This window comes from uncultured Algoriphagus sp., from assembly GCF_963974835.1.
Taxonomy (GTDB): Bacteria; Bacteroidota; Bacteroidia; order Cytophagales; family Cyclobacteriaceae; genus Algoriphagus.
The window spans coordinates 200,628-224,708 of the sequence record NZ_CAXBET010000002.1 but is presented as its reverse complement, the minus strand read 5'-3'; the positions used below and the strand labels follow the sequence as shown (position 1 = coordinate 224,708).

The following is a 24,081-nucleotide window of genomic DNA, read 5'->3' as shown; positions in this document are numbered from 1 at the left end:
CCGAGGCTGAATTAAGCATGCGGATCCTGCAAGGGAATACGCTTCCTTTCTGGGATGATTTTTCCCAGGGAATTGACACCCTCAAATGGACATTAGATGGAGCATCTTATACTGAAACCATAGGTTTGAATGCGCCTTCAATTGGTATGATTCTACTTGACGGCGCCGATGAAAATGGCAACCCTTACTCTTTAACCCAGCGGGATCAGGGAGTATCAGATTACATTACTTCAAAGCCCTTTAATTTAAGTAGCTTAAATAATATAGAGCGCGAAAGTCTTTATTTAAGCTTCTTTTGGCAAGCTGCTGGAAGAGCTGAATTACCAGATGAAGGTGATCAGCTTTCACTTCAGATTCTGAATGCGGAAGGAAGCTGGTCGACCATTTGGAGTCAGGTAGGCGGAGTAGCACTCGACCGGGAAGTTTTTACACAGGAAATAATTAAAATTTTACCGGAGTGGCAGCATGCTGATTTTCAATTCCGCTTTATTTCAGAGGGAAGACAATCAGGACCCTTTGACAGTTGGATCATTGACTACATTTATTTCAATGATGGAAGGAATGCGAATGATCTAAACTATAGAGACCGGAGCTTCACACAAATTAATGGTCTTAGAATCGGAGACTATGGAGCTTATCCTTTTGCATTAGTAGAGAATAATCAAAACGGACTTTGGAGCACCGTCCAAAATGAATTTTATAATCTGGAAGATCGGTTTCGCGCAATGGAATATTCTATAGTTGCCATTGATTCTTCATCCATGAGTACCACTCCTATTAATTTGAATACACCTTTTAATCCAGTACCTAATGCGCAAGAGAGAAGGGCCTTTGAAAGTAGGGAATTTGAAGAAATGCCAGTTCCGGTTAGCGAAACTAATTTGAACATCATTACTTCATTAACTTCAGGGGATGGACTGTTTTACGAAGTTTCTTCTGGGGATACTACCTTCTTCTCCGGTGTTGATTATACGGTGAATGACACTGTCAGTACTTTATTTCCATTGTTGGATTACTTTGCATATGATAATGGCTCGGCTGATTATGCTGCCGGGATCAATCAAAGATCAGGACAGCTGGCGGTACGCTACACCACTCCGCAGGAAGTATATATCAAAGGAATTTCTATCAACTTTACCAACCCTAGACAAGCGAATCAAGCGATAGATATCAAAGTCTGGAAAGACCTTGATGAGGAACCTATATTTACCAGGGAAGATTTGATAGCTGAAACAGAGGCTGGACAAGAGTTTCTATATTATTCCTTGGATACAAATATCAGGGTTAATGGAGATTTTTATGTAGGCTTTGCGCAATTTACAGACGACTTTATCCACGTAGGCCTGGACAAAGTGAATGATCAAGGTGACAAACTATTTTACAACGTAGTGGGAGCTTGGGCTCAAAACAATGACGTCCGAGGCTCACTGATGATCAGGCCACATATAAGTATTAGCTCTCCATTTGAAGAGTCCGTCGCTCCGGATCAAGACCTACTTATTTATCCCAATCCTGTAGAAACACTCCTAAATCTCGAAGGAAAGTTTAGCGAAGTAAGGGTGTATGATTCCTTCGGAAGAGAGATTTTTCTTGAGCATCAACTTTCTTCCAAAGGAGAAATTGTTAATTTTATAGGCCAGCGGCCAGGCGTCTATGTAGTCAATTTGACCACAGATGCTGGTATGAAATCGTATAGAATTTTAGTTAAATAATAATATGGAAGATATAACCGTAGAAGACCTTAAATCCAGACTGGATAATAAAGAAAAATTCGTGTTTCTTGATGTTCGTGAAGAATGGGAATACGATGATGACAACTTGGGAGCTATAAATATCCCATTGGCAGATTTACCGACAAGACTTGACGAGTTGGAAGCCTATAAAGACGAAGAGATTGTAGTTCACTGCCGGTCCGGTGCCAGAAGTATGAACGCAAAGAAATTCCTAGAGACCAAAGGGTTTTCAAAAGTAAGAAATACCACCGGAGGAATTTTAGCTTATAGAAATCTTTAATATGACTCCCTTCGGGGAGTTTTTTATGCGAAAATAAAAGGCTTCGGTGAAAAACAGAGAATGAAAATCACGATTGCCAATATTCCCAATACTTTTCTTTTTCCATCCAATTCCTTATAGCCTGAAACCTCCGGATGCCTTAAACCCATTACTCTCCCTAGCAAAAAGCCATAAAACAACCACCCTTGATATCCTTCAATATTGGGAATCGCAAAGGCCAAAGCATATTGGAAAGCAGCAATGGATAATGCCAAGGTGATCCTATTCTGGAAACTTAGCCCTGACTTTGTGAAGCAAACAAAGAGGAACCCAACATATAATGGAATCCAAAGTAATAAATCTTCTATTGCCGAATACGGACTGATTATGCCTATCCCTGCATAGCCTATGAAGAGGATATACGCCACCATGGATATCTCTCTGTGACGTTTTGGGAAAATACCAAAAATCACATGGCCACCATCCAGCTGACCAATTGGCAAAAGATTCAGGGCAGTAAAAAACAAAGCCAGGAAACCCGCGAATAAATACGGATAGTGTATTATTTCCGCCATGTTAGGCATTCTCTCCGGATCCGCAAAAAGCTCTCCGAGGCTCCAAAAAAGCAGATTATTTCCCAATTCGAAATCAAAAGCTTCTTCATCAAATCCTGCAAAATCCGGATCTGCATATTCTGGATGAATGGAATAAATATAATCAAGCTCAGGAAGTGTAGAAAAACCATAAATAAGTACAAACAATGCGATTACAAATCCTGCTATTGGACCAGCTACTCCAATGTCAAAGAATTTCTTACGACTGTTTACAAATCCTTTCATTTGAATCACCGCTCCGAAAGTTCCTATAGTGGGAATGCCTATGAATCCTAGCCAGCCCGGAATGAAGAATGGTAGCGTGCACTTTACCTTATGGTATATCGATGTGAAGAAATGACCAAGTTCATGGATCAATAAAATCCCTATAAACGGGATAGAGAAAGCTGTGGACCTTAAGAAATAGTCCCAGGAAAGAAATGTATCTCCTTCTCCTAATACAGATTTTCCATAAACCCACTCTCCTCCAGCCAAGGTGGTTGCGATAAGTGTGGCAAGAAAGAGTAGACCGTGACGCAGGTATTCTTTGTTGCTATACATTTTTAAAATAATCGAAGATAACTTCAGGCCCTGTCACATGTACCCCCTGAATACCTACAGCTTTAGCCCCCTCAATATTTGCGTGTAAATCATCAAAAAATATCACACGGTCTCCTGATGTACCCAGGTCAACCAGCATTTTTTCGTAAATCTCCGGTGAAGGTTTAGCCACTCCCATTTCATGACTTAGAAATACCCAATCAAACATAGGATCGAAACTTTCTAAGCCATGATCTGATTTTAAAATTTTATTGACAGCTTCGATGTGTATCGAATTTGTGTTACTTAAGATCCCCATCTGAAATTTTTCCTTCAGTTTAGAAATTAATTCCAATCTTTCTGCAGGAATTTTTAGCAACAAACTATTCCAAAATCCATCCACTTTTTCGTCATGCCAGTCCTGCTGAAAGTAGTCTCTTATCTCCTGCCGAAACCTACTTGAATCTATCTTTCCTACCTCATAATCCTTGTGGAAATCAGTAAGATAAAAGCTGTCTACCTTGCCATGAAACTCAGTGGGAATTTCCTGTTTGATAAGCTGAAGAACCTTCTTGGAATCAATATCTATGATGACATTGCCGAGATCAAAAATCAAAAAGTCTGCGTCGATAGCATTTTTCATTTGAAATATGGGTTGTGTATTTGCATTCAAATATGTAACATTGCACTCCGAAAACCAAGGTTTAAGGCAAATACAAGCCAAAACTGACAGTTTTTATAGTAAAGGGCCTATAGCTCATTCGGTTAGAGCAACTGACTCATAATCAGTAGGTGCCTGGTTCGATTCCAGGTGGGCCCACTTCAATATCAAGCACTTACAAATCTAGTTGTGAGTGCTTTTTTTTGTCTGCATCAAAGGCAATCATCTTTTAAAAACAGGATGTAAAAAAATATTACTTTTGCTATTGATTAAAAATGCTTTAAAACTATTCACAAACACTCCCCTAGAAACTTAAATCTACAGGGGGAGATCGTCGATGTTAACATTATCCCTTATTGGATTAAAAACTCTTGCTTACTTTAAAGGTAAAGTATTGGAATTTATAGCCCGTTCCTGACGATGCGGCCACGTTGCTGAACTGACCTTTAATTCCTACATCAAAACCTTCATATCTGTAATTGAATTCTGCCTCTGCTCTAAAGGAAGGATCCCATCCTTGCTTTTCTATCTGCTGATAACCTCCAGCTGCCTGCATTTTCAACGCCAATTTTGATATCAAAGGCATAGGTGTACTATAATCCACAAATATCTCTGTGCTCATAAACTGCCCTGGAGCAAAATAAAGAGTGGTCTCGGTATCAGAGAAACTTAAAGCTGAAAAATTAATCCCGGTCTTTAAAGTGGGCTCTGTACGTAATAATCTATAAACAGATCCAAAAAACTGAAGTCTGGTATTGTGGTCGTTCAAAATACCATAGCTGCCTTGAGAATAAAAACCTGTTTTCCCATCAAACATAAGATGAGTCGTATATCCCAAATTATGGCTTCTGATGTCTTTACCCAATAGGTCTGCTGTAAAATTGAGGATATCAGAACTGTAATTCAACCCAAAAGTCCTTCTATCATTAGGTTGAAATTTAGTTTCAAAATTTCCTGTCAGTCCTGTAAATGATTCTGCCGATGAAGGAGAAATCCTCTGTACTATAACAACCGCACTACTTTGCCACGCTTGGCTCCATATTCGACCTAATGAGGCTGACATAAACGTGCTTTTTGTCACTTGGCTTTCAGCATCTCTTACCTGGTGTGCTCCTACCCTTACTCCTACTTGAATAGGTGCATTTAATTCATTCTGCCAAAAAACAGACTGTTCAGTTCTTGTGTTTTTTGCAACATCTGCAAAATAACCAACTATCAATCCTGCCGACTGGTTATTTCCCTGACTAAGCAAACCTTTTAGCCGTTGCTTTTGTGAATCAGATAAAAATGAATCATATTCCCTTAAGGCCTCCTCGGATTTTTCCCATTGTTTTTTACCAATCAAAACTTCCACATATTCCTGGATATAGGGAGCTGTAGGGAATTGTTGCACTAAGGAGTCGTAATAAGCTAAACCTTTTGAATAATTTCCAGCTGTGGTAAATAGCCTAGCTTTCATTACCAAAGCTTGATCTGCATCAACAACAGGCAAATTTTTTTCCAGGTAAATTCCAGCATCTTTGGTCTTCACATTCCATAGCATAGCATTGAAGTAGTTTACTACTGCACTTTTGCTTTCCTTATCTTGATTCCAAGCGCTATATGCTGCCTCTAATGCTTTTGAAGGTTTTTTGCTCATAAACAGTGCGTAGGAAAGATTTACTTGCGCTACTGTGCGCTCGTATTCCAACGGTACAAGTCTGGTATATACATTCACCGCCTGATCATAATCCTGTTTTTGTAGACATAGGTCTCCTTTGAAAAGTAAGATCTGGGCATCTACCTCATTATAATTAAGAATACTATCCAATTGAGCTATTGCACCTGCAAAGTTCTCCTCTGCCCTCAACTGTATAGCTTGCTGGATATACTGTTCTCTTAGAACAGGATCTATTTCTGATTCCTGAGCATTGGATAGCATTGGATTAAAAATAAATACACAAAAACCTATAAGTTTAAAAGTAGTATTGATATATTTCTTCAAACACTTAAGACCATGGAAATAAAGATCAGCGATTTTTTGATAAAAGGAGAAAATAAACCTGCCCTGAAAGTTGAAATTACGGGTGAAGCAAAAGGAAGCAATACAGAACTTTTGAGAAACAGACTGGATGATATTGCCAAAAGGGAAGCAGATTTGGTTTACTTGGATATCAGAGGGGTTTCGGACAATGACTTGGGTTTCGTCAATGAAATTATTCACATACACTATACCCTTGCCGAACAATCCAAAAAACTCATCCTGCTTTACGAAAAGGGCTCTACTTTTGAACCGTGGATCAGTACATCCGGAATTGATAAATTCATTTCCCTGGCCATTACCGTTTAAGGAGCGAGAAATTAGTGTTTCGATCACCGACGCAAGTAATATCCCATAGAAAAACGCTCCCACTACCATCATAAAGCCATCCCAAAAGGAAATAAAAAGCGGAAAAAAGACCAGTCTAATTGCTATTGCTGAGGTAGTTCCTATCAAAACCAAAGTCCAGAATTTGAAGTTAACCAGGTTTAATGTTACTGAATCCTTTGTAGGCTTAAGCTGTAAAAAGAAGACACTAATCCAATACAATCCCACAACACTGAAACCATATTGCAGAATATCATAATATGGGGTAACATAAGAAGCAATTGTTAAAGTGCTGTTTAACAGCGGAAATAGCCCTACCACCCAACCATCGTGATGGGTCATACCATCAAAAAGCAAATGGGTGAAAATTCCCAAGACAACAGATAACAACAGCAATCCCATGTTTTTTCGGGAGCTTTTAATCCAGTCAAAATGTAAATAGCTAACCATCCGAGTTTTTATCCATAGTGGACTTGCCTCAAACAATGGAGCTTTAATGACAGCATGAAAAATAAATGCCACTAATAATGCTACTGGCAAATCAAACAAAAAGATACCGGTGAGTGTATGTCCTATATTTTCACCCAACTTCAACTTAAGGTAGAATTCCAGATCAGGCACAATACTTCCTAAAATCAATCCAGTTTGTGAAAGCCGGGTGGATTTGGAAAACGGCAGAATAGCTGCTGGGTGTGAAAATGTAAAAGGCATGGCAGTTGGGATTATACTACTTGACTGGATTCAAAATTGGAAACTAAATCTTTGACAGATTGCTCAGTAACATTACTCTTCAGTAAGTATTCCACCGATCCATATTCTATTGCAGCTAGAGCTACTTCCAGATTTTCCAGGGCAGTGCAAAAAACCACTTCTATACCTGGATAGTATGCTTTGATTTGCTTAAGGATATCCAACCCATCTGTATTCTCCATCTGATAGTCCAAAAAAACTAAGCCGGGATTAAGATGAATATGCTCTATACAAGTTTCACCGTCTCCAAAAGTGTGGATTTTATCAAACCCTATACCTGTGAGGATTTGCTTTAATATGGCAGTCCAGAACGGATCATCATCTACAATAAAGGCTGGTAATTTTTTTATATTTTTCATAGCTGTATATTTTACATAGCTATTTTCCAATCTTGGGCCAAAAACAAAAAGTGCCTCTATTGCGATTAGAGGCACTTTCGGAATTACTACTTTCCATTATATGGAATGCAATTCTATTATGTAGAAACTGAATTTGATTTAAATCTACAATATACTTTGCTTTTAATTAGAGTTATATTCCTTTGGATTTGACATCCTGGGCAACCCAGTCCAGTACTTCTATAATATGGGAAATCAAATAGGTCATTCTATCTGAGTTCATTTGATTGACCACCTCGTTTTCCAATTCACTGATCTCATCAGAAATTTCATGAATATTTAACATTTTAACGGAAGGTTTTATCCTATGAACCAGCTTTCGCACTTCATCGTATTCTCCTTTATCAAAAGCCACTTTAGCCTCCCTCATCGTAGATGGAGTGGTGTCCTGAAAAAGTTTCATCATATTATGGATGAAATCCGAATTTCCATTTGCAATATTCTCAAGGCTTTTCAGACTATACCGTGATTTAGGTAAGATTTTGATTTCATCTACTTCCCTTTCCTGCGTTTTTTCAGCTCTCTCATTTCCTCCAAGTAATTTAGATATTTCATGAAGAAGGTCATCCTCCTGAAATGGCTTGGCTAGAAAAGCATTCATCCCTTTAGCCATATACTTTTCCTGATCATCCTTCATTGCAAATGCTGTAAGAGCAATGATTGGCACATTGGAATTTAATTCCTCCCGTATAATTTTAGTAGCTAACACGCCGTCCATTACTGGCATTTGCATATCCATCAATACCAAATCATACCGGGAATTCCTTAATTCCTCTACCGCTTCTTTCCCATTATTGGCCGTTCCAATTACTACCTCGTGTTGTTCAAGTATAGTGGATGCCACTAGGCGGTTAAATTCGTTATCATCCACAACAAGTATCTTCTTCCCTTTAATCAAATTAAGATCTATATACTTGTTAACGTCCATAGGCAAGTCTTTCAAATAACCTTTCGGCAACGTTAAGAGTATGGAAATTGTGGTTCCTACATTTTTTTGAGATTCAATAAGCATATCTCCTCCCATCAAGTCCACAAGTTCTTTGGTGATACTTAAACCTAGCCCAGTGCCTCCATATTTTCTTGTTATTGTAGAATCTTCCTGAACATATTTTTCAAATCCCCTACTAACGAATGCTTCATCCATACCTATTCCCGTGTCTTTCACACGTATAGCAATCTTTTGATATGTCTCGGCATCCTCAATAAGCTCGCTCTGTATAGTGACCTTTCCTATTTCAGTAAACTTAATTGCATTTGATAACAGATTAAGAAGTATCTGGCTAATCCGAATAGGATCACCTATCAGCACCTCATTTATTCCGGAGTCTTTTGCTTCCAAGCAAAAATCCAATCCTTTACTTTCTGCCCGAGCGACCATCATCCCGACGATGTGATCCAATAGCTCATGTGGTTTAAATCCTATAGAATCTATGTTCAGCTTACCAGCTTCCAATTTGGAGAGATCCAGGATATCCTTAATAATCACCATGAGATGACTTGCGGAATTTTGGATGGCAGAAATATATTTCTCCTGCTGGCTATTCAGAGTAGTTTTGGCTAGCTGCTCTCCCATTCCGACTATCGCATTCATAGGAGTTCTAATCTCATGACTCATATTAGCAAAGAAAATCTCTTTAGCCCTCTTTGATTTCTCTGCATCTTCACGCTGGCGGATTAGCTCTTCCTCCAACCCTTTTTGGGCGGTAATATCCAAATGAATACCTATAGATCCGATAAGTTCATTTTTATCATTGTAATTGGGTGCTCCACTAATTAGCCACCATTTATATTCCCCGTTAGGCAATCTATATCTCAATTCGTAAGAATCAGACACACCTGATTTCCTACTATTTGATTTATTATGCAATACTTTTTTAGAATCTTCATCCAATAAGAGATCTGTGGCTTTTCGTCCAATCAAATCCTCCATGCTTCTGCCAGCCATAAGACAAAAAGTCTGGTTGGCATGCAGTATATTTTCATTTAAGTCGACCTCCAACAAACCTAAATTCATGTTGGTAATGATATTCCTAAATTTCTCTTCCTGCTTTACTATCCTAGCTTTGGTTTGCTTTCTACGCTGTACATTCACTAGCATTTGTGCAAAAACCAACAATAAATCAATTTCCTTCTGGGAATAAGTATGCTGCAGCTTTACCGAATCAAATCCGACAAATCCCAATAATCCGTCATTGGACATCATGGGAATTGCAATCAGACTTTTAATTCCTTGCGGTTCCAGTATTTCATAGAGGCCATCCATTCCCATCTCCAAAAGTGACGAGGTGTCCTCTACAATGAAGGGATTTCCCTCAATATGTGATTCTAGCCATTGAGGAACATATTCCAACGGAACATTTTGTGTGTTTTCTATTTCTCTGGATATCCCATCCGCACACCATTCGTGCGTACAACTACAGGTAAATTCCTTAAGATTGTAGCTAAAAATATATGCCCGGTCTGCATTTACAAAATCTCCTATTTTTTTGAGTGAGTTATTGATCTTTTCATCTACTTCCTGCAGATCAATATTGATGTAGGTAGAAGATATCTCTATTAAAATATTCTTGAGTTTCTCCTTCGATTCAAGAAGGGCCTCCGTATTTTTTTGCTCGGTGATATCCACCAATATCCCATTAATCCGTACAGGAATTCCGTCTTCAAAGATAAACTTTCCCTTATTCTGTACCCATTTGACCTTTCCGGAAGGAGTTATTATTCTGTATTCTTTAATGAAATCATTTTTAATTTCTATTTCCCCAAAAATTTCAGCTATTACCTGGACGTCATCAGGATGAATTATATCTCTCCACAATGATTTGTCCTTCATCATGGACTCCATGTCAATTTCAAATAATTCCTTAACTGAAGGTGTGAAAAATATTCCTTCCAACTCAGGATAAGTGACAGACCAAATCACATCCCGAAGTTCATTAAGAACACTTCCCAATTTCTTGTTCAGGTCGACAAGTTCTTTCTCCGAATTTTTCTGCTCTGTAATATCAGAATGTGTTCCGATAATCCTCACAGGCAATCCGTTGCTATCCCATTTGACAACAATACCCCGGTCCTTGACCCATTTCTCTTCACCTTCCTCACTTAGTACCCTATACTCAAGTTGATGTGAGGATATTTTACCGCTTTTATAGTTAAGGTCATTTTCAATAAGAAGATACTGATCATCTTGATGAAGCTGGGAAAACCATTTCTTGCCGGAATTCTCCAGTTCATTAAATTTCAATCCCCGAAAATTCTCCGCTTTGTATGAAAAGTTTGTTTTGCCATCTACAAATTCTAATTCCCAAACATTATCACCTGAGAATTCCAGCACTTTTCTATACACCTGTTCAAATTCCTGAATTTTGTTCTGAGTTTTTTTCTCTTCTGTGACATCTTCCACCTGAGTAAAGTAGTGAATGAAGCCACCTGATTTGTCGTGAATTGCCTGACCGTTTATTCTAGCCCAGAACCAAGATCCATCCTTTCTGTAATGCTTTAATTCTATCTTGAACTGCTCCTTATTAAAAAAAGAATTGAGCATGGATTCTAGCTCCTTCTTTTGAGTTTCTTCACCACGACCGATATCCAGAGGGAATTTTCCGATGATTTCATTTGCCTCGTAGCCAGTCTGCTTTAGGTAGCCATCGTTGACATAGATAATAACCCCTTTTTCATCCATGAAAAGAATTCCGTCAGAATTCGCGCTGGCCACGTACGATAATTCCTCCAGACGTTCCTTCTGTTCCTGCATGGTTCCTATTAACTCTTTCAGGTCTGAAGTGACTAATTCTTGATTCTTCACTAAATGAAGAAGATCAACCAAGGGATCCATGGGAGCAAAATCGGATATAGAGAGATCATTAGAAGCCACCTCCTCGATAGAGCTAAACCAGGGAGTGCCAAAAAATACGAGCATGTCTGAGTCCTCAAAATGCTCAAACTGTCCTCTGAAAAGTGGAGCTTTTGGGCTTTTGGCTTTTAAAAGAAAAGTTCTACCAACAGTCTTAGAAAGAATAGTAAAGTCAAATTGAGTTTCTTTAGGGCGTTCAATTTCAAACAGTTTATCAAAATGTAATCCCTTGAGATTGCCCATCATTTTGAAAAAGCTTGGCCCATAAAACTCAACCAATCCTTCTCTATTCATCGCAAAATGAAAAGGAAATGTGCGGTCGATATGACTTTTCGTAATTTCTATATGAAAATTTTCTGTGCTCACCAACTCACTTTAAATGCTTCGTGCGAATGACCTGATTCTTTACTCATTATATGACTAATTGTAACTGGGGATTCAAACAGTTTTCCCAATCCTGAGATTAAACCTTTCATAAACCCAGCAAGACCCTCCCTGACTGAAAAATAATGCAGAACCAAAGACCTGTCTTCAATATCCTCAATTTTGAATTCCGGGGGCATCAACTTAGGATAGATCAACATAATCCTATCATGAAATAAAGGAAGATTTATCAAAAATTCCTTAAGATTACTCCCCCCTGCTTTCATCAACCCGCCGTACTTTTCATTTCCTGTTTTCAATATCCACCACTCTCCAAAAACAAACAGAACTTCTTCCACTGAAATACCTAACTCCTCCGAGGCAGCCTGGGCCAACTGGTAAGTAACCTGGTCATCATAGGGCTCTGTGCTTATGAAATATGCGATATCCACCCCACTTTTCTCCTTTATTGAGACCCACTTATCTATTCCAAAATTGACAGTGATTAGGTCCTGAATTGATTTATTTACTAATCCATACATAGTCTAGTGTTTAATTTACGCTAGCTGATGCAAAATCAAGCCATAAAAAAACACCCCTTAAGCATTATAATTTAAGGTTTTTGAACTACTGTATCCTTTTATTTTCCAGAAAATGGAAAGTTTATCCAGATTATAGATTTACTTCAACACAATTTCTCCTTCCTTAATCATTTTATAAATTGTACTCTTTCCTATATCTAATATTCTAGCTGTCTCAATCACATCCCCATTATATTTTTGGAGGTTATGATTAACTATGTCACAGATATGCTGCCTCAGTGTCTTCTTTTCCATCAAAAATGAGTTCTCCTTCTGTAATGAGAAAAAAGTAATATCCCCAGCAGTTATTTCATTGGAGTCAGCCATCACCGCAGCTAAATCCATTACTGCTTTAAGTTCGCGAATATTTCCGGGGAAGTGATAGTTCATCAATTTTTCCTTTGCATCTGCGCTGAGCGATAATTGGGTAATCTTATTACTTTTTGCAAATTCTCCCATAAAGTGCTTGGCGAGTATTAGCACATCGGACCCTCTTTCACGCAGTGGTGGCAATTCTATAGGTAAACCCATTATCCTGAAAAACAAATCTTCCCTGAAGGTGCCATTGCGTACTTCTTCTGATAGATTTTTATGGGTAGCAGTGATCACACGCACATCCAATTTTACGGATTCATTGCCCCCAACTCTGTTTACTTCCCTTTCTTGCAACACTCGCAATAATTTGGACTGTAAATTCAAATCCATCTCCGCTATTTCATCCAAAAAAATAGTTCCGCCATTAGCTTCTTCGAACTTACCAGTCTTGCGGCTTATGGCCCCAGTAAATGCCCCTTTTTCGTAACCGAATAATTCACTTTCGATCAAATCCTTTGGGATAGCAGCCATATTAACTGCTATGAAATTCTTCTTTTTACGGTCGCTGTTATAGTGAATTGCCTTTGCTACTACTTCTTTCCCAGTACCGGTTTCACCTGTTATTGATACATTGATATTAGTGCGGATGGATTTTTCAATAAGGGAAAATATCTTTTTCAGTGCGGGACTATTACCTAGAATTGTCTTCTCAAAAGAAAATTTCTGTCCCAGTTCTTCCTTAAGTGTTTCCACTTCCTTTTTCAGGGACTGATTTTCGCGAATTTTAATTACGCTATTCCAGAGAAGATCTTTTGTAGCCTCATCTTTCACCAAGTAATCACTCACTCCGGCTTTAAGTAAATTAACAGCCACGCTAATATCTTCCTGCGAACTGATTACTACCACCGGAATGCCCGGGTTGAAATCTTTGATCTTGAGAAACAGCTTATCACCTGTCATGTCAGGTAGAGAAAAATCCACTGTAACCAAATCCGGCTTTTCCTGCATTCTGGCTAAGCAATCCTTGGCAGTTGGAAAAAGAAATACTTCATAATCCGGATTTAGACTCATGTGATAATGCAGTATCTGCCCATACCATGGATCGTCTTCAACGATGAATATTTTAAACTGACTCATAGCTAGTTAATCTTTCTTTAAGATATAAAAAGTATAACGAATGAATTCATTTTCTGGAATATATTCCAAAATATGGAATGAAACGAGTTTGCATATAGGCATTATCTACTGATTTTCAATTAATTACAATTTTGGACAGTTATTTGAAAAAGAACTGGCACACTGAAAATCAAGTTATTATGACAAACATTTCCCCCTCCAAAAATAGAGTTTCACAGTTAAGGCAAACTGTCCTTGACCATACTCCCGTAATCCAGCATCAATACGCGATGGTGGTACCATGTTACAATGAGGAAAAGCGGTTTGCCTATCAAGAATTCAAAAACTTTGCACAGCTTCATCCAGAAGTACTCCTTTGTCTGGTCAATGATGGAAGCAAGGATAAAACACTTGCAGTACTTAGAGGAATTCAAACTGAAAGTCCAAACAACATCGTAGTATTCGATATGCCAAAAAATGGAGGCAAATCCGAGGCAGTAAGACAGGGAATGTTGTTTGTTCATAAGAACTACAATTCCAAATTGATTGGCTTTTTGGATGCTGATTTGGCTACCACTCCTGAAGAATGGCTGATGATGGCCAAATACAAAGAAGACTATCCCAAATTCGGAGCTATTGTCGGTAGTAGAATTCAGCGTTTAGGTGCAGAAATCAACCGGGATGACAGCCGGTCTTTGGCAAGTACCGTAATCAAAAAAATCATCAAAACCATTTTAAGAACAAACTTCCAGGATACTCAGTGCGGCGCTAAAATTTTTCAGAGAAATCTTGTTCCATTTTTATTCAAAAATCAATTTCAGACTCCATGGCTTTTTGATGTGGAGATCTTCTTGAGACTTCAGGGGAAATTCGGGAAGTCCACTTTACAACGTGGAGTATTGGAATATCCACTTTTGCATTGGTCCGAAATAGGTGATTCGCGACTAAAGCTGAAAGACACCATTAAAATACCCCTGCAACTTCTTGGACTTTATTATCACTATCAGCTAAAGAGTAAGCCTAAAAGTATATTGAAGAACAAACAACCTCAATTTTCACTTCAGCCAAACTGAAATACATCCTCGGCTTTCGAATCTTTGCAATGCAGGAAGTCATTCTCCTAACCAACCGGTCAAAGAATACGAAGCAATGTGAAAAAAGTAAAACTAGAACTTTATATTTAGTAAAAGCAAAATCCGGTGAAAAACCAAGATCAAGTCTTATGGAGTGAATTTCTGGGGAAAAGGTTGCTTTTGGTAGCCTTATCTCTGGGATTGATCACCCATGGCATTATTGTGCATTTCACATTGCCACAGACTTACGATGCTTATGTGCATATGTTTTTTGCGGATCACTATTCCAGATTTTGGTTTGAGCCATGGGAATACCGCTGGTATACAGGCTTTTTGACAATCAGTTATCCTCCCCTTGTCCATCAGATCATTGCGCTTATCAGCAAGATTTTCCCGCTGAAAATTGCTTTCAGCATCTACGCAATTGCGATTTTCGAAGCTTTGATATTAGGCATTTACCGTTTTACCAAGATGTTCTATTCCAAGCAGACGGCAGGAGTAGCAGCTATCCTGGCGGTGGTTTTGAGTTCATTGGTTGAGACACTTCATGTATATGGCCAAGTGCCAACCTTAACGGGTCTTGCATTTTTGTTAAATGCTCTGCCATTTCTATATCAATACATCAAAACTTCTGACTGGCGATATTTACTCATGTCACTTGCATTTATTTCGGTGACGGTAAGTTCACATCATGTGACGGCTATATTCGGAATGGTTTTTTTTATAGCTCCTGCGATGGTCATGGCTATAATAGACGGCAAACCTGAATTAGGCAAAAAGAAATTGATTGGAAGGTTTCTTCCCGACTTAGTGGTAGCAGTCTGGCAGAAGAAGAAGGAAATTCTGCTATTTGTAGTTAGCACGATAGTGCTCACGATCACACTTATTTTTCCATATTGGTATTGGAGCCGAACTGATCCTATCAGTCAGGTTTCCATCCCACATGGATCCAGGGATAATTTCTTTGTAGAAACCAGCTCAGGATTGGTTTTTTACATCATTCCTCTCTTATTGATCTTTGCGCTTTTACCAGCAATTTCATACCTGATCACTCGCAGGAAAAGACATATTGGCTGGGCAGTCTGTTTCTATGTATGCCTATTACTGGGTAGCGGTGGTACCACCCCCCTTCCTAAATTAATGCTGGGAGAAAATGCATTCAATATTCTTACATTAGACCGGTTTGGGTTTTGGGCTTCCATCATTGCCATTCCCTACATCAGCCATTTTCTGGTAGCCTTTATTGGTGGTCCTATAAAAAAATATTGGGCTGAGAAATATGGTGAAACATCACATTTCCTGATCTCGGGATTGAGCGGATTTTCTTATCTACTGTTCATAATATACATTTTTCACCTGGCTAGTTTCAGACCGTTGCAACCAAAAGCTGTGGAAATTGAACCGATTATAAATTTCCTAAATCGGGATGATCACATGCGCTGGAGGTTTCTTACACTGGGCTTTGGCGATCAGATGGCTTGGCTTTCTTCTAACACGCTGGCCGCTACGATCGACGGCAATTACCATTCTGCGAGAAGACTTCCTGAGATGACTTCACGTGCAGTAGAGCGGCTGGAAAACGCCAAATACCTTAAGGAAGAAGGTATGGCTAGCTTGGATGATTTTCTCACCAAGGCAGAAAAGTACCAGCTTAAATACGTTTTTAGCAATGACCGATATTACGATCCGCTATTGTTCTATTCAGGATGGAACAGGACTATCCGATTGGAAAATGGTATCATGGTATGGGAAAAAGGAAATATTTCCACTATACAACCTATCAAACCTACTGAGCTAAATCCCCTACTTAAAAAAGCGTGGGGAATACTTCCGGTTACCACATTGCTAACCGCATTTACCTTGGTGATGGTTTACCTATTTCATTTTAAAAAATCACAGCAGGAATTAATATCTGAGGAAGAAGTTAACTTTTATCCAAAACTCATTATTTATCCATCAGCCTGGCTTCCTTTTGTCCTTTTCAGCAGTTTTCTGATATATCAGATATACCAACTTTTGCTAATAGACGAACAAAAAGATCCTGCAACAACCATTTATTCCCATTACAATGAACTGGATTTCCAACGCTTTGATGAGGCATTCCAGTTTTTCACTCCTGGGCCAGCATATAGCCTGGATCAATACCTACTTGAAAAATCAGTAAGTGACGGTGGCTTGCTTCCATCTTTTGCCAAACTTGACCATCTGCAAATCGATACGCTGAAGCTTAGCGATAATAGTGCGCAAATGAATGTGCGAAGTATATGGAGAACTTCCTTGGGTGCTCGGGAAAAAGAAGAGGTAATGAACTTGCAAAGAATAAATCAAAAATGGTTTATCAATCCACCGAAAATGGAACTGGAAATCCCTGAGGAGCAGGTGATCAGTTACACCTACACGCTTTTCAAAAAAATGGGGAAACGTAAAGTCAGCAGCTTTCCAACCGTAAAGGATGATAGAATCAAAAAACCCTTTGCAGGATTTTATCAAGCGAATTTGGTGCAACTGGATGGAGAGTTGAGCTTAACAGGTGAGCTGATCAATGCAGACAATATCCCGATCACTTTAGCGCTGAAGGCAGTGATCAGTTATGAAAATGACAGTACAGCAACGTTTTTTCCAAAAAAGAATTTCCACTTCAATCTTGCCCCAAAGGCAAGCACTTGGTTTCAGCTTCCTTTGGGTTCGCAGGAAATGGAAGGTGAAAAGAAGATTATTTCCATTTCTCTAGAATTGGAAACAGATATATCTGAGCGAGGATATATAAGGGGTGGGGAACTCAGCTATGAGCTTAGTGCAGAAAACGCAACTCAGGCAATATTCCAGGCATCTATGAAGAATCCATTCACAGGTGAGATCACGATTCCAGGAGTGCTAATTTCTGAAAAAGACAGTTTGGGCAGGATTGTGCAAGTAGATCTCTGGACCTATCCCAAATCTATCAGACCAGGACTGGAAAATAGCTTCCAAATCCCAGTTCGTAAAATCTCCTCCACTGCGAAGGTTCTGGATCAACTTCCCATCAATCTTCGGATAAACGGTCAGCATCGAGAATTATTAATAAAATCAGTTGCGGAATCTGCTCATTTTCAAGAGAAAATCAGCTTTCTGCCTCACTGCTTTTTGGCACAAGAAATTTACCTCCAATGATCAGAGTCATCCTTTATTTATTCACTGGGCTGCTAGCTATAGGCTGTGGCGAAAATACCATGGAAAAGCCAATTTGGTTAAACCCAAAATCAACTCTACTGGTAAATCAGGACACATTGGTATTTGAAACGAAAGTTCAGGATTGGAAAGCTTCTATAAGCACGGCTGTTCAAGTGATTTATCCCGAACTTTTACAAACGGAAGAAAAATTACTAGTCATTATCCATCCCGAAAAAGGAGTAATTGAAGGCAGTGCCTTTCTAACATTGGAGTCCGGTACTTATCAGTTTGTCTACCCTATCACACTTAAAAACCAGAAAGGAAAAAGTCAAATAGCGGATTTGCGCTCACCCAAAACCCTCACTGCAGACTCTTCAATGGTGCAGCAACAGATTCTTTACAGCTATGACTCATTTGGAAATCTCACTCAGGTGGAGCAGGACGTATATTTTGTAGAGCGTAATGTAGAAATGCTTCCAAAAACAGGAACTTTTAAAAGTGAAGCTGCCTCTCCCAGATCAAGTTTCTATGTGGATGCAGGTACCGTAAAGGAAATCCCTATCTCCTATTCAAAAGACAGCTATAATCAGCGAATAACTATTAAGGCTGGTCCCTTGGTTGATCGTTTTGAAAACAAAATAGCTAATGGTACACAGATCCTTTTCTACTTTCAAAAAGAAAAACAACATAAAAAGATTGAGGCGGTAGTACTTGATGCTTTTGCTGTCCTCACCCTTCCACTAGATGAGGCAGAAGGTAGAACTCTCGTCGCCCAGATAGCTCAGATTTATTCTCAACCTTTAACCTTAGAAAAACAATGACCCGATGGATATTTCTTGGCTTTCTATTCATTGTGGGCTTCTTGCTGATTACGATGGCAAGAATTAAAAATACTAATGATCAGGTGCCCTATTTTCTCAGATATGATAGCCTTGCAATCAATTCAGACCCCGCGGTGGACCTAAAAGTAAAATCTAACTATATCCCTACTGAACAGCAACTGGAGAAACTTCAAAATGACTATGCTGCTATATGGGCACATCTAAACTATCTCTATCAGCATCCTAACCCTGAACCAAGCAAGGAGAGATTCACAGAGCACTTTTATCTAAACCTAGCAAACAACTATAAAGAAGGCCAACTAGGAGCTATAGAAAGAAAAGACCTTAGCCATTCATTAATTATAAAAACTTGGTCCAGAGATGGGCTATCCTGTAATCTAGTAGATAGCCTTGCCAAATTCAGTTACAGGTTTCCTGATGGTTCTATTGAGACTTCCTCCGCAACAATCGCTGTTAGCCTGCTTTTTCAGGGCGACAATTGGCGACTGGATGCCATCCGATTTATTGACGAAACTATAAAAAATAACAGCTTATGAAGTTAGCGTTCATCACCCCTTACCCTCCTAGTCAGGTTACCCTCAATGAATATGGTTACCACCTAAGTCGAAGCTTTATCGGTAAGAAAGGAGTAGATCAGATCTATATTCTTACTAATAATCTTAAAGACAATAGTCAGTACTCCAGATATGCTACAGATGGCCTGGAAATAATCCCTTGCTGGGATTTTAACAGTTGGACAACAGTGTTGGATTTACGCAAAAAACTCAAGGAGCTCAAGCCTGATGCAGTGATTTTAAATCTTCAGTTTATGACTTTCGGAGAGGGAAAAGTACCTGCGGCGCTTGGCCTTCTCACTCCATGGATGTGCAAACTTTTGAATATTCCTTCAGTGGTAATCCTTCACAACATCACTGAAACAGTAAAATTGGACACTATAGGGATGGCAGACAGCAAGTTGAAAGGGAACATCTTTCTCTGGATAGGTGAGCAGCTCACCAAATTCATCCTAAAAGCTGATCTTATCGGTGTGACAATATCTCAATACGTCACTATTCTCAAAGAAAAATACCATGCAGAGAATGTCATATTGCTTCCCCATGGCAATTTTGAACTTCCTGAACGGAACTATGTGCCCGAGAATTCCAACAAAATAAATCTGATGGCATTCGGGAAATTTGGTACCTACAAAAAAGCTGAAGTTATGCTGGACTCCATGGAGATTCTCCAGAAAAAATATCCTCATTTAGAATTCACAGCTACGGTAGCCGGCACTGACAATCCAAATGTTAAAGGCTACATCGACGGGTTGAAAAAAAACTATGCACACTTACCTAATGTGGAATACACCGGATACATTCCTGAAGAGAAAGTTTCTCAGATTTTTTGGGATAGCACATTCGTGATTTTCCCTTATACCACTACAACTGGCAGTTCGGGTATTCTGCATCAAGCCGGGAGTTATGGTAGAGCTTGTATACTTCCAAAAATTGATGATCTAGAGCGGGTGGTAGAAGAAGAAGGTTATGGTGGAGCATACTTTGAAACAGACAATGCAGAAAGTTTAGCAGAAGCTGTTTCTAGGCTAATTGAAAATCCTGAAGAAAGGAAAAATATTGAGGATCAAAACTACAAGGCCGCCAAAGGTTTGCCGATGGGCGAACTTGCACAGTGGTATTTAAGTCATATTCACACACTTTTGAAGCTTAAGAAATGATCCGGATACTTACCAATTGGATTGAAGGATTTCTCAAGTTGCTTTATCCTTTGTTTAAAAAATGGTTGCCATACGAAGTATATGCATACTTGGCTGTAGGCGCTATTAATACAGCTTTAAATATTATTTTATTTGCTTTGCTCTATGAATTCATACTTCCAAGGGAAGGGTTCAATATTCAGGGATTTAATATCGCTTCTTACACCATTGCTCTTCTGATTGCATTCTTTGTCACCATACCCACAGGTTTTTGGCTCAGCAAAAATTTTGCATTCAAAGATGCCACCTCGGGGACTAAAAGAACCACCAATCAACTTTTCAAATACATTCTTGTCGTTGGTCAGGGGCTCGGTAGTGATTACCTTATTCTCAAGGCCTTAATCCTATTTCTTTCCATGCAGCCAACGATCGCTAAAATCTTCTCCACCGTAATTGTATTGACTGTCAATTTTCTACTTCAGAAATACTTTACTTTCAGAAAAAATTAATTCTTAAAAACCCTCCACTTAATTTAAAACTGAATAGATCCTCTCTGAATTACTTCCAAAAAACTTCACCATGTCCTACTTATAGTTCGAATGTATACGGTAATCATTTAGGACAAGCCTTATTTAATAACGCACGACTAGCCCCTGCTGCTGATGTATGTGTGCTATTATTTGTATACATTTCAACCGGTACCATACCTTCATTTTATATCATTTACAATTATGACATAAAATATCAGTTTCCTTCGGTATGTACTTGACACAAATGTGTCAAAGTGTTTGTTGGGCTATTTTCTTCCTTATACGTGTCATTGATTGTCTATCTATTCCTAAAAATATGCAAAGGTCTGACAAGGACACCCGGTTGTATAAGTCAGAATATAACGATCTGAAATTAAGGTAACGAGTTTCTGCGTTATCAAACAAAAAACCCTCTATTCTAATGACATATTGCGGTGAATATCTTCTACAGCAATTCGGATGCAACGTTTCAATTCGGGAAATCTATTTATAAAAAAATCCCAAGGTCAGTCATCATTTGGTCCTGCCGCGGAGATGAAGGCTGAAAAGCATCCCATCCATGTTTGATACTCAAGAATGCAGCGGTAAATAAGAGTATAATGCTGATAATTTTCATTTTTTTATCGTTAGAATATATTTTTTACATAAATGTTGGAAAAGTAATTAGAGTGGTGATAAACAAACTTTTGATAATTCCATTTCCCATTGATAAGCGTTACAAATTTTTTGATACTTCATTCATTTGGATTAGCCAAATCCACTTATTTAGTAGCCAAAACTTCTTTAATCATTCTTTTAGTCAATCCAATTCAACAAAGAAGTGCTGTGGATCCACCAGTAAGCATTTTTGCCTTAAGGAATAAGGATCAATTCAATACTATACAGCATTCTATTTTATGATATTACAGATACTATCCTTTTTGTAAGTACTATTCTTTTTGTAACAGATAACAATTCCATAGTGTATGTGCCTAATTTTGGGAAACCAACAAACACTACTAATATGAAGATATTACACATAGTTACCAGCCTTCGGGGAGAGGAATCTGTCAGTAACAAACTCGGAAATTCTATCATTGGAAAAATTAAGGAGCAATTGCCACAAAGCGAAGTAATCGTTTCCAATATTGCCAAAACTCCTTTTCCGCATCTTGAACAAGTACATTTAGCATCCTTTTTTACTCCTGAAGATGAGCGCACGGAAGAAATGATTAATTCTGTATCCCAGTCTGATGACGCAATTGAAAAGCTACTTGCAGCGGATATAATAGTTATGGACGTTCCTATGTATAATTTTACTATTCCCTCTACCCTCAAGGCATGGATTGACCACATTACAAGAGCAGGTGTCACTTTCCAGTATACTGCAAATGGTGTAGAAGGCTTGGTTAAAAACAAAAAAGTTTACCTAGCTATAGCCTCAGGAGGAATCTATTCGGAGGGAGCAATGAAGAACATTGATTTCACAGAAAATTATTTAAGAAATATTCTTGGGTTTATAGGTATTGATGATATTACGGCATACCGGGTAGAAGGACTAGCCATTCCAGAGATCAAAGAAAATGCACTACCAAAAGCCCTGAAAACTGTTGATGAGTTGGTTATTTATGAATAAATAATAATTCTTTTATCTCTTGGAATTACAACGGTAAGATCTAAACTTATTCAAGAATTACCTGTCATCAATATAACCCTACGGTAATACAATTTATCATTAATCCATAAGTAGCCTAAAAACCCTGGAAACAGGGTTTTTTATGTTTTATTAGAATTTCTACTTAAAGCTCAAATCAACCTGAATAAAATATATCAAGCTTTTTAAATCTTTTCCGCACTTCTTTATTTTTTATAGGATCAAAACGGAAAACTTCCACCCCGCCCTTCATTATACTAATCTGATAAGGTTGGTTTAGTTTCTTCGATAGATGATAAATTGTGACTAATTCGGCCAAATCCTCAAACCAAGAAGCCATTCCATAAAGGGAAACAAATGGGGTTTGTAAAAGATTTTTGTAAACTTCAGGCGCCAAGTTAATTGGTATAGGCCCTCCTCCTCGAAACCGGGTAGTCTCCAGCAAAGTCGTTCTGAACTCTTCCCTAGGCATATTAATAGATGTCCAAATATTATGGGTAAACCCAGAGTGTTCTATTAATGTGTCCGATTCAGTAAGTTTAGGAGAGATTCCAAGAGCGGCATCCAAAACATGGGTAGCTTCGTGAAGCAATACATAGACAATCGCATTCAATTCACCTGCTTCTACAAATAGACTATAACCAGAAGATGATTCGTAAAGGGATTTTTCCTTCCAGGTTGCCCACTCGGAAATTGTCTGATGAAGAATTTCAGAGCGAAAGGTGATGGTAAACATCTTCTCATCCGATTCATCTACAGGTGAAGTGAGTGCAGTATTAGGCATATTATCTAGGAAGCTAATGCTGTAGAGATGCTCTTTAAGTAATTTTTGATGCAAAGGAGGAAGTAAGTCAAATGCCTGCTCAACTATTTCCTGCTCAGTTTTTGTGAGTATATGATTTACAGGATCCATTCCCATTTCCTGAAATTGCAAAATGATATCCTTAGGAGTTAAACCGACTCTTTCATTCAGGTTAAAATCATAGTGATGTATTACTTTTTGAGCTCGGGACTGCCCTAGAAAAGTTATTAATACTAATATAGTTAATATGACTTTGTTGCTATTCTTAATTCGCATATGCATTGATTAATTAAAAAAAATAATAGTAGAAAGTAAAGCGTTATTGACTTTAACTAGCTCATCAAATACTTTAACATCATCGACTATCTTATAAGAAACATTTGAACTCCTCAATTCATTTATAGCAATACCTATAGCTAGATACATTTGGTTATTTTGCCACCTAATCAAATCATCTTTTTCTATAGTCTTATTTAATCTCTCTATTAAGAACTGTTCTTTCAGACCATCAGAAATCTGAAGATATTCTTTGCTATTTTTGATAAAATCCTTGTAATCCTCCAAAGTATAATCTTCCCATATAAAAAAGGCAAGTCCTTGTTTAAACGCATCAAGAGAATCTGTCCTGGTCAAAGAAATCAATTCATCGTTAACTTCAACAGGTACAATTGTATAGGGTGAATTGCCTGAAGAAACAACAGTATTACATATTTTTATTTGAATTTCGCAAATTGACATATATTATTAATTAAAATTGAAATTCTGTGGCGATAGCTATATATATCACCATTTATTTAAACATTGATCGCCAGTATTGTTAACCTTTTCCATATTTCCTGTTGAGAGTAAGTG

General features: G+C 38.3%; 18 protein-coding genes and 1 tRNA gene. 10 read left to right on the top strand and 9 right to left on the bottom strand.

Annotated elements, in window-relative coordinates:
* Nucleotides 1–17 precede the first annotated feature (17 nt).
* Nucleotides 18–1,712: a T9SS type A sorting domain-containing protein gene (locus AACZ73_RS07005; RefSeq protein ID WP_339876655.1), complete on the top strand. Its 1,695-nt coding sequence runs from the start codon at nt 18–20 to the stop codon at nt 1,710–1,712.
* A 4-nt stretch (nt 1,713–1,716) separates the two neighbouring features.
* Entirely contained in the window at nt 1,717–2,013 is a 297-nt protein-coding gene (locus AACZ73_RS07000; RefSeq protein ID WP_339876652.1) for a rhodanese-like domain-containing protein, read from the top strand.
* A 23-nt stretch (nt 2,014–2,036) separates the two neighbouring features.
* On the opposite strand, the gene AACZ73_RS06995 is transcribed toward AACZ73_RS07000, so the two are convergent.
* Both AACZ73_RS06995 and AACZ73_RS06990 read right to left on the bottom strand, forming a co-directional pair.
* Nucleotides 2,037–3,146 carry a site-2 protease family protein gene (locus AACZ73_RS06995; protein WP_339876650.1) on the bottom strand — a complete coding sequence of 370 codons (1,110 nt, stop codon included), beginning with the start codon at nt 3,144–3,146 and terminating at the stop codon, nt 2,037–2,039.
* Nucleotides 3,139–3,768: an HAD family phosphatase gene (locus AACZ73_RS06990; protein WP_339876648.1), complete on the bottom strand. Its 630-nt coding sequence runs from the start codon at nt 3,766–3,768 to the stop codon at nt 3,139–3,141. Before AACZ73_RS06990 ends, AACZ73_RS06995 begins: the two co-directional genes overlap by 8 nt.
* Nucleotides 3,769–3,871: 103 nt before the next feature.
* Here AACZ73_RS06990 and AACZ73_RS06985 point away from each other — a divergent pair.
* Nucleotides 3,872–3,945 (top strand) — tRNA-Ile (locus AACZ73_RS06985).
* Nucleotides 3,946–4,147: 202 nt separating this feature from the next.
* Here the strand turns inward: AACZ73_RS06985 and AACZ73_RS06980 are convergent.
* The 5 genes from AACZ73_RS06980 to AACZ73_RS06960 all read right to left on the bottom strand — a co-directional run bounded on the left by AACZ73_RS06980 (nt 4,148) and on the right by AACZ73_RS06960 (nt 13,527).
* Nucleotides 4,148–6,844, bottom strand: a complete 2,697-nt coding sequence (locus tag AACZ73_RS06980; RefSeq protein WP_339876646.1) for a DUF4184 family protein — start codon at nt 6,842–6,844, stop codon at nt 4,148–4,150.
* Between the two features lie 11 nt (nt 6,845–6,855).
* Nucleotides 6,856–7,242 carry a response regulator gene (locus AACZ73_RS06975; protein ID WP_339876644.1) on the bottom strand — a complete coding sequence of 129 codons (387 nt, stop codon included), beginning with the start codon at nt 7,240–7,242 and terminating at the stop codon, nt 6,856–6,858.
* Nucleotides 7,243–7,414: 172 nt separating this feature from the next.
* Nucleotides 7,415–11,497, bottom strand: a complete 4,083-nt coding sequence (locus AACZ73_RS06970) for a PAS domain S-box protein (RefSeq protein WP_339876642.1) — start codon at nt 11,495–11,497, stop codon at nt 7,415–7,417.
* Entirely contained in the window at nt 11,494–12,036 is a 543-nt protein-coding gene (locus tag AACZ73_RS06965; protein WP_339876640.1) for a heme NO-binding domain-containing protein, read from the bottom strand. The genes AACZ73_RS06970 and AACZ73_RS06965 overlap by 4 nt, the downstream gene beginning before the upstream one ends.
* 138 nt (nt 12,037–12,174) lie before the next feature.
* Nucleotides 12,175–13,527 carry a sigma-54 dependent transcriptional regulator gene (locus AACZ73_RS06960; protein ID WP_339876638.1) on the bottom strand — a complete coding sequence of 451 codons (1,353 nt, stop codon included), beginning with the start codon at nt 13,525–13,527 and terminating at the stop codon, nt 12,175–12,177.
* A gap of 179 nt (nt 13,528–13,706) precedes the next feature.
* On the opposite strand from AACZ73_RS06960, the gene AACZ73_RS06955 reads away from it, so the two are divergent.
* From AACZ73_RS06955 to AACZ73_RS06925, 7 genes are all read left to right on the top strand, one after another.
* The gene (locus AACZ73_RS06955) at nt 13,707–14,579 is read left to right on the top strand and encodes a glycosyltransferase (protein WP_339876636.1); all 873 of its coding nucleotides are present in this window, start codon (nt 13,707–13,709) and stop codon (nt 14,577–14,579) included.
* Nucleotides 14,580–14,705: 126 nt separating this feature from the next.
* Nucleotides 14,706–17,729, top strand: a complete 3,024-nt coding sequence (locus AACZ73_RS06950) for a hypothetical protein (protein ID WP_339876634.1) — start codon at nt 14,706–14,708, stop codon at nt 17,727–17,729.
* Complete coding sequence (locus AACZ73_RS06945; RefSeq protein ID WP_339876632.1) at nt 17,726–18,550, top strand: hypothetical protein; 825 nt, start codon at nt 17,726–17,728, stop codon at nt 18,548–18,550. The genes AACZ73_RS06950 and AACZ73_RS06945 overlap by 4 nt, the downstream gene beginning before the upstream one ends.
* Nucleotides 18,547–19,107 carry a hypothetical protein gene (locus AACZ73_RS06940; protein ID WP_339876630.1) on the top strand — a complete coding sequence of 187 codons (561 nt, stop codon included), beginning with the start codon at nt 18,547–18,549 and terminating at the stop codon, nt 19,105–19,107. The genes AACZ73_RS06945 and AACZ73_RS06940 overlap by 4 nt, the downstream gene beginning before the upstream one ends.
* A complete protein-coding gene (locus AACZ73_RS06935) occupies nt 19,104–20,285 on the top strand; it encodes a glycosyltransferase (protein WP_339876628.1) in 1,182 nt (393 codons plus the stop codon). The genes AACZ73_RS06940 and AACZ73_RS06935 overlap by 4 nt, the downstream gene beginning before the upstream one ends.
* Entirely contained in the window at nt 20,282–20,773 is a 492-nt protein-coding gene (locus tag AACZ73_RS06930) for a GtrA family protein (protein ID WP_339876627.1), read from the top strand. The genes AACZ73_RS06935 and AACZ73_RS06930 overlap by 4 nt, the downstream gene beginning before the upstream one ends.
* A 1,024-nt stretch (nt 20,774–21,797) precedes the next feature.
* A complete protein-coding gene (locus AACZ73_RS06925) occupies nt 21,798–22,409 on the top strand; it encodes an NAD(P)H-dependent oxidoreductase (RefSeq protein WP_339876626.1) in 612 nt (203 codons plus the stop codon).
* Between the two features lie 175 nt (nt 22,410–22,584).
* Here AACZ73_RS06925 and AACZ73_RS06920 read toward each other — a convergent pair whose 3' ends face one another.
* Nucleotides 22,585–23,505, bottom strand: a complete 921-nt coding sequence (locus AACZ73_RS06920) for a hypothetical protein (protein WP_339876624.1) — start codon at nt 23,503–23,505, stop codon at nt 22,585–22,587.
* A gap of 9 nt (nt 23,506–23,514) precedes the next feature.
* Nucleotides 23,515–23,967: a hypothetical protein gene (locus AACZ73_RS06915; RefSeq protein WP_339876622.1), complete on the bottom strand. Its 453-nt coding sequence runs from the start codon at nt 23,965–23,967 to the stop codon at nt 23,515–23,517.
* Between the last annotated feature and the right edge of the window lie 114 nt (nt 23,968–24,081).